The sequence below is a fragment of the Mycetohabitans rhizoxinica HKI 454 genome (assembly GCF_000198775.1).
Classification (GTDB): domain Bacteria; phylum Pseudomonadota; class Gammaproteobacteria; order Burkholderiales; family Burkholderiaceae; genus Mycetohabitans; species Mycetohabitans rhizoxinica.
In genome coordinates, this window is the sequence record NC_014718.1 from 16,509 (window position 1) to 23,805 (window position 7,297).

5 protein-coding genes and 1 pseudogene are annotated in these 7,297 nt (G+C 63.2%); 2 read left to right on the top strand and 4 right to left on the bottom strand.

Features of this window, described 5'->3' with window-relative positions; all coding sequences use genetic code 11:
* Positions 1-12: 12 nt before the first annotated feature.
* Positions 13-195 (top strand): annotated as a pseudogene (locus RBRH_RS17535) (alanine transaminase); the annotation flags it as partial.
* Here RBRH_RS17535 and RBRH_RS12345 read toward each other — a convergent pair.
* Positions 192-1,103, bottom strand: coding sequence for an NAD(P)-dependent oxidoreductase (locus RBRH_RS12345; protein ID WP_013428313.1), 912 nt, complete (start codon positions 1,101-1,103; stop codon positions 192-194). The pseudogene RBRH_RS17535 and the gene RBRH_RS12345 overlap by 4 nt on opposite strands.
* Positions 1,104-1,475: 372 nt before the next feature.
* On the opposite strand from RBRH_RS12345, the gene RBRH_RS12350 reads away from it, so the two are divergent.
* The gene (locus RBRH_RS12350; RefSeq protein ID WP_013428315.1) at positions 1,476-3,266 is read left to right on the top strand and encodes an acyl-CoA dehydrogenase; all 1,791 of its coding nucleotides are present in this window, start codon (positions 1,476-1,478) and stop codon (positions 3,264-3,266) included.
* A gap of 299 nt (positions 3,267-3,565) precedes the next feature.
* Here the strand turns inward: RBRH_RS12350 and RBRH_RS12355 are convergent, their stop codons facing one another.
* From RBRH_RS12355 to RBRH_RS16355, 3 genes are all read right to left on the bottom strand, one after another.
* A complete protein-coding gene (locus RBRH_RS12355; RefSeq protein ID WP_013428316.1) occupies positions 3,566-4,822 on the bottom strand; it encodes a hypothetical protein in 1,257 nt (418 codons plus the stop codon).
* Between the two features lie 150 nt (positions 4,823-4,972).
* Complete coding sequence (locus RBRH_RS12360) at positions 4,973-5,413, bottom strand: CBS domain-containing protein (protein WP_041754653.1); 441 nt, start codon at positions 5,411-5,413, stop codon at positions 4,973-4,975.
* A gap of 192 nt (positions 5,414-5,605) precedes the next feature.
* Entirely contained in the window at positions 5,606-6,211 is a 606-nt protein-coding gene (locus RBRH_RS16355) for a hypothetical protein (protein WP_013428319.1), read from the bottom strand.
* Positions 6,212-7,297 lie beyond the last annotated feature (1,086 nt).

Consider the following 7,297-nt stretch of genomic DNA (forward strand, 5'->3'; position numbering starts at 1 on the left):
CGTGGGGGCCGGGCTTACGCAGACCTCGTGTTCGACGGTTGGAAGGCGCCATCGATCATGCAGGTGCCCGATGCGAAGGACATCGCGGTCGAGTTCTTTACGTTGCCCAAGCGCTACCACATGGCGAGCTAGCGCATTGGCGTCATGGTTGGCAATGCCGATCTGGTCGCGGCGCTCGCGCGTATCAAGCGTTACGCGCTGAGCTTGCGCAATCGCACGATCAGGCTCGACGTATCGTAGCGTCGCCCGCCGAGTGCCTGAACATCACCGTAGAACTGATCAACCAGCGCGGTAACGGGCAACGATGCGCCATTGCGCTTGGCCTCATCCAGGCAAATCGCCAGGTCCTTGCGCATCCACTCGACCGCGAAGCCGAAATCGAAGCGGCCTTCGATCATCGTGCTGCCGCGGTTGTCCATTTGCCAGCTCGCGGCCGCCCCTTTGCCAATGACCTCAAGCACGCGTGGCATGTCCAGCCCGGCGCGTTGCCCGAAGTGAATGGCCTCTGACAGCCCCTGCACGACGCCGGCAACTGCGATCTGGTTGACCATCTTGGTCAACTGGCCTGCACCGGATTCGCCGAGTAGCGTAACTGCGACGCTATAGTGCCGCAACGTGGGTGCGACGCGCTCGAACACTGTGGCGTCGCCGCCACACATGATCGTCAGCTTGCCGTTCTGAGCGCCGGCTTGTCCGCCCGATACCGGCGCGTCGATGAAATGCAGGCCTTGTTCGCGGGCGATCGAGAACAGTGCCCTGGCGACATTGGCCGAGGCGGTCGTATGGTCGACGAACACCGCGCCGTGCGGCATGCCGGCGAACGCACCTTGCCCACCCAGCGTCACGCTGCGTAAGTCATCGTCGTTGCCCACGCACGCGAGCACAATGTCGGCACCCTGTGCGGCCTCGCGAGGCGTGGTCGCCGACCGGCCGCCGTATTCGGCAACCCACTGCTGCGCCTTGGCCGTCGTGCGGTTGTACACCGTCACGTCCAGCCCGGCCTTGGCGAGGTGGCCGGCCATCGGGTAGCCCATCACGCCGAGCCCAAGAAACGCGACGCGCCGTGGCGTCCCGCTCGATGAAGGAGATGACTGGTCGGTCACTTCGTTTCTCCTGGAAACAATATCGGGAGGGAACTGGCATTATCGCAGGTGTTGGGCGAGGTGGCGGCGGTCCGCCATGATGCTTGTGACACAATATCGGTCCGGCATGCCGTTGTCGCCGTGCTGATTCCTGTCCGTCACACGTTCGAGGCCGCGAATCCGCTCGTTGCCAGCGTGCCGATTTCTCTGGTGAAAGGCTTTCTTGCCGGCGCGGATCCGCACGCCGTCGCCCGGCTTACCGAACGCTCGGGTATCCTGCGTCCGCTGCTCGCGAAACCGGATGCCGCGCGCGTATCGGCGCGTACGGTGGCAAAGCAGCGGCAGGCCGTGCGCGTTCGGTGGACAACGCTGCGACGTTTGAGGAGCCAGGCGATGAGCTATCGTGCACCGGTCAAAGATATGTTGTTTACGATGAATGTGTTGGCGGACATTGATGCGGTTAGTCGCCTACCCGGCTATGAGGATGCGACGCTCGAAACCGCGCAAGCCGTGCTCGAGGAAGCCGCGAAATTCGCCGAACGGGTACTCGCGCCGCTGAACCGTACCGGGGATACACAGCCGTCCACATGGGCCGACGGGGCGGTTACGACGACTCCGGGATTCAAGCAGGCCTATCGCCAATACACGCAAGGCGGCTGGCAGGCCGTCGTGCATCCGCCTGAATTTGGCGGACAGGGCTTGCCCAAGCTCATTGCGACCGCATGCAACGAGATGTTCAATGCGGCGAACCTGTCATGGGCGCTCTGCCCGTTGTTGACCGATGGCGCGATCGAGACGTTGTTGACCGCCGGCAGCGACGGGCAGAAGGCGTGCTACCTGCCCAAGCTGATCGCCGGCGAATGGACCGGCACGATGAACTTGACCGAGCCGCAGGCCGGCTCGGACCTTTCGCTGGTGCGCACGCGCGCGGAACGCCAGGCGGACGGCACCTATAAGCTGTTTGGCACGAAGACCTTCATCACCTACGGCGAGCATGACATGGCGGACAACATCGTCCATCTCGTGCTGGCCCGCACATCCGACGCGCCGCCGGGCGTCAAGGGCATTTCGCTGTTCATCGTGCCGAAGTTCCTGCTCGGCGGTGACGGCCTGCCGGGCACGCGCAACGATGTGGATTGCGTGTCGATCGAGCACAAGCTCGGTATCAAGGCGAGCCCGACCGCGGTGCTGCAGTTCGGTGATCACGGCGGGGCGATTGGCGAGTTGGTCGGCGAGGAAAACCGCGGTTTGGAGTACATGTTCATCATGATGAACTCGGCACGGTTTTCGGTCGGCGTGCAAGGCGTGGCGATTGCCGAGCGTGCCTACCAGCAGGCCGCCGCGTATGCGGCCGAGCGCGTGCAGAGCCGCCCGGTCGATGGCTCGGCCAAGCAGGCGGTGACGATCGACCAACATCCGGATGTCAAGCGGATGCTGATGACGATGCGCGCATTGATTGAGGGCGCTCGCTCGCTGAACTACTTTGCCGCATCCGCCTGCGATATCGCGCATCGGCATCCGGACGCTTCGGTGCGACAGCAATACGCTCGGCGCTATGAGTTCTTGGTGCCGATCGTTAAAGGCTGGAGCATCGAGTTGTCGGTTGAGGTTGCCAGCATGGGGGTGCAGGTCCACGGCGGCATGGGCTTCGTTGAGGAAACCGGCGCCGCGCAGCATTACCGTGATGCGCGCATTCTGCCGATTTACGAAGGCACGACCGCTATCCAGGCGAACGATCTGGTGGGCCGCAAGACCGTGCACGACGGCGGCGCGGTTGCTCGCGGGCTGTGCGAGCACATTGCGCTCACCGAGCGCGAGTTGGCCAATTATAAGGAGCCGGTATTCGCCGCGATGCGCGAGCGCTTGGCGGCGGCGCGCGCCGCGCTGGCCGAGTCGATCGAGTTTGTGTTGCGTCACGCGAAGACGGATCCGAACGCGGTTTATGCTGGCAGTGTGCCGTACCTGAGGCTGTGCGGCATCGTGCTATGCGGGTGGCAGCTCGCGCGCGCGATGCTTGCAGCGCATGCCACACGGGCACAGGATCCGGCATTCTGCGACGCGAAGATCGCGACTGCACATTGCTTTGCCCATCACGTGCTGCCGCAGGCGGATGCGCTGCGTGTGGCAATCGTCAGTACCGCGAATGGCGAAGGTGTGTTGGCGCCAGTACGGCACTCGGCATAAGCGGTGCGGTAATCGATGTCATGGTCGCCGACGAAATCGACCGAGCGCACCGGCCGTTGTTCTGGCGTGTTCGAGCAGCCGTGCGATCTCGTGAGCGGCGTATCAGCGCACATTGCGGACGCACGGGCAGGGCGGACGTACTGGCAGTCGCATGCACACCGCCGCGTTTGGTGCTCCTTTACCGAGGATTGCCGGATTCTGCCGGTACCCTGGGGGCGGCACGCGGTGATGTGCCGATACGCCGATGCCGCGTGGCTCCGGGTTGCAGTGCGAGCGGCCGCCCGTGTAGCAGGCCGTAGCTATTGATCGTCGATCGGCGCCGCTGGTTCGTCGTCGATTGAAGCCGGAGCGCCGGTGTCGGCAGGTGGCTGCGCGAGCGCCGGACGAGTCGCCGTGGCGGCGGGCTGGACCGGTTGCGGCAGCGCGACGGCCTTGGCCGTCAATGCCGCGGTGGCCTCGGCGGCGGATGGCGGGGCATGCGGACCGGTTGCCTCGGTGGCATACGGCATGGTAGTCGCCGGTGGGCGGGGCACGGCCGCGGCGGCTGAGGGGGTGGTGTGCCCACCATAGACGACCGGCGGCTGAGTCGGGTCGACGCGAGCGGTTTCCGGCGGCAGTGGCTTGACCGCGTCTTGCGTTAAAGCGTCGGTTGCCGCGCGTGCCTCGGTGCGGGATACGCTCGGCGTGTCGGCTATTGGCTGAATCGGTTCGGCCGGCGCAGCGGCCGCCGCCGCATGTTGCGCGGGGTGTGCCACCTGGCGTGGCATGGAAAGCGGCTCGGTTTCCGGGAAGCCGGCATGTGCGGCGACCGGTGTGGTGTGCCCGTCGGTGTCTTGCGTGGCCGGGGGGATGGCTTTGCGTGTCCTCGCATGAAATGTGCGCGGCAGGCCACGTTGCACGGTGCCCGAATCCATGCTCGCCGGGTTGGCGCCACGCGCTGGCTGCATGCTTGCAAGCGCTGCGGTATCGGATGCTGGCGCGCGCGCTTGCGGCGACGGCGGTATGTTAAGCGGTGGCATGATGGCTTGCTGCGGCGCTTGTGCACTCAAGCGCCCGGTAGTGTTGGCGAGCGCGGCGACATCGAGCAACGGTACGGTGCTGGCGCTCGCGTCGGATTGTGTCGGCGCCTCGCGATTCATGGCCTCAGCATACCGGCGTGGCTCGGACGGTGTCCTGTCCTGGTAGAGCTGGCTGAGCATCACCCCCAAAGCGCCGGCGCCCAGTGCCAGCAAGGCGGCGAGTGCGGCCATGTGGCGTCGCGCGAGTGGAGCGCGTTGCAAGCCGGTCCACGGTGGCGTAACGAACGATGCCGGCGCGGTATCGAACGAGCGCGCCGTGGCGGACACTGGTTCGGCCGCGTGCTGTCGTGCGTGGTAGGAACCCTCATCGCTTGCCGGCGAGTCGGCGCGCGAGCGGGGATCGGCGGCGCGGGTCTTGGCCGGCCCCAGCCGGGGCTCGATCCTGCGTGTATTGCGCACATGCTTGCCGCTGCGCGCCGATTCCCGTCTGATGAAGCCCGGCGCCACGCCATGGGGCGTTTTTAGTCTGGCGCTCATGGTCTCGATGGTGACAGTCCGTGAATTAGCCGATTTTAGAGGGGCAATTCAGCGTTTTATGTGCGGGCGCGCACATTGCTAGGGTGCACGGGCACACTGACACGCGCTCGCGCGAGGGACGATTTCATCAGCCGGTCAACGTGCGCGAGTCTACGCGCGCTCGCCGCGGATGTAGAACTCCAACTGCTGGATGGTGAATGCTTGGTCGGAGATGATGTGCTTGACCAGGTCGCCGATCGAGATCATGCCGACGAGCCGCCCCCCGTCAATGACAGGCAGGTGCCGCATACGGTGCTCGGTAACCAATGCCATGCAGCCTTGCGCGCTGTCCTCCGGGCGCACGTAACGGACGTCGCGAGTCATGATGTCACGCACCGCCGTGGCCTTCGAAGAGCGGTCCATCAACACGATCTTGCGTGCGTAGTCGCGCTCGGTGACGATGCCGACAATCTTGCCATTCTCGGTTACCACCAGCGCGCCGATCTGCTTCTCGGCCATGCGCTTCATTGCATCGTAGACGAGCGCGGACGCGTCGATCGTGTACACGGTAGTGTCCGGCTTGCTCTTCAAGATCTGTGCAACGGTAGCCATCGGATGCCCTCCTTGCGCCGGCGCGGTGCGGGCCCGCGGCGGGATTGAATGTGCCGCCCGCGTGGATCGTGGGGCGCCAACAAGATGTGTGTTACCCACCAGAGATGTGTTACCCACAAGTATAGAACACGGTATCGTCGGGCACGCGTGGGCGGCGCTGTGGGCGTTGGGCGGCGCCGGGGGAGGCTGCCGTCACTGGACGGCGCGCGGCGGCGTCCCGGCGTGGAGCGCGCCTGATGCGGCTGGCGGCGCTGCAGCGGGCACGGGCGGAGGTGGTGCCACCGACGTGCCAGGGGCCGTGCGGATCGGCGCCGCCGCGTTGGCGCTAGGCGTGTCACTGTGCGCCGCTGGCTGCATCGCGCGTTCATACCGTATGAACTGCTTGAAATTCGCGCCCGCCTCCCACGGATTCGGTAGGCATCCAAGTATATTGCTGCACTGCGCGGAAAAACCGATGGCCGCTGAGCCGTCGTTGTTCGGCGTTTTCGTGATCACATAGGCGAGATCGCGACGCGTGGCCGACGGACCCTCCGTTTGGATAACCGAGTCAGTGATCGTCGCGATTCGATAGGCGCTATGCTCGGATATCCAGACTTGGGCACGCTGCCACCACGCATCGCACTGCACCTTACGCATGCAACTGAGTAGCGCGACGGCCTGCGCCATCGTCTGCGAGCTGACCTGATTCTGGGATGCGCAGCCTGCGACCGTGACCGATAGTGCAGCGATGATTGTTTTTTCATGAATTCCTTCATCATGCTGACCGATTGGACTGCCCCGCGTGACGGGCGGTTTCATGGGCTGCGGATCAACCAGAAACGCCTTGAACTGCTACGGATCCTCGCGTGTGAGCGACGACAGCGGCTTGCCGCACTGCACGAAGACCCACAACATGAGTATGGGTAGGCATAGCAACTGCGCCAACGCATAGGTGACCAGCAGCATGTGAAGATTGGCTCGGTGGTGCTCAGCGCGCGCAGCAGGCGGGGCAGAATCGGAAAGATGATACCGATAGCCGCAAGTGTAGTGGTTAGCAAGATAATGCCAAGGACTCACGCGCATAAAGGATCGCTGTACGCTGACGGATGAAATAATAGCGCCCACGATGATCGATGGGCGTGAGAATGATGTAGGGCGCAAAATACGATGATGCGATTGTGATGGTCTGCAGGCGAACGTTAGTCAATAGGGGGCTGAGATCATGTTGCCACTCATACAAAGCCTGTGGCACGCGTATCGAAGGGCGGCGCTGTTATGTCAACGATGCGGTGGCTTCACGCTTAACAGCATCCGACGCGTTTTGCTACCCAAGCGGTCTGAGCTAAGAGCGTGCCAAGCCTCGCTGATAGGTTGGCACAGTGGCGAACCGCAATGGCTTGTCTTCCACTGTTTGTTGCAAATTTCGGCTTTATCATTTCTTTCGCTCAAGACTTGTCGTTTAGGCAAAATAATGGATTTGAGTGGTGGCACTTTACAGTCTTTCGACCAGGTGCTAAGCATCGCAATGACCCTGACAGCTGGGCACAGTGTTTGCGCGACGTGAAGCAATTAACGTCGAGCTGATGGGTCAGGGAACGGGAGCATTGCCGTAGCCGTATGGCTAAATAAAAGTGATGCCTGGAGGGGAAAATGAAGCAGTACTTCAGTACTGAACCCAATGGCGCCGCGCCTGTGCGACGTACTGGCTTGCCCTGTTCTTTTTAACTGTCTTGCTTGACCGATTGTAATGCCAATTCGCGCGCAGTCTCACGCGCGTGATGCTCAGCGTTTCCGCTAAAGCTTGACATAAATTGGTGTTGGTGTGATCAATGGCCGATCAAGTGACACGAACGACACACTGACGCGTGCCGACAAGTGGCCCCGATCGCCGCAGTGAATGACTAA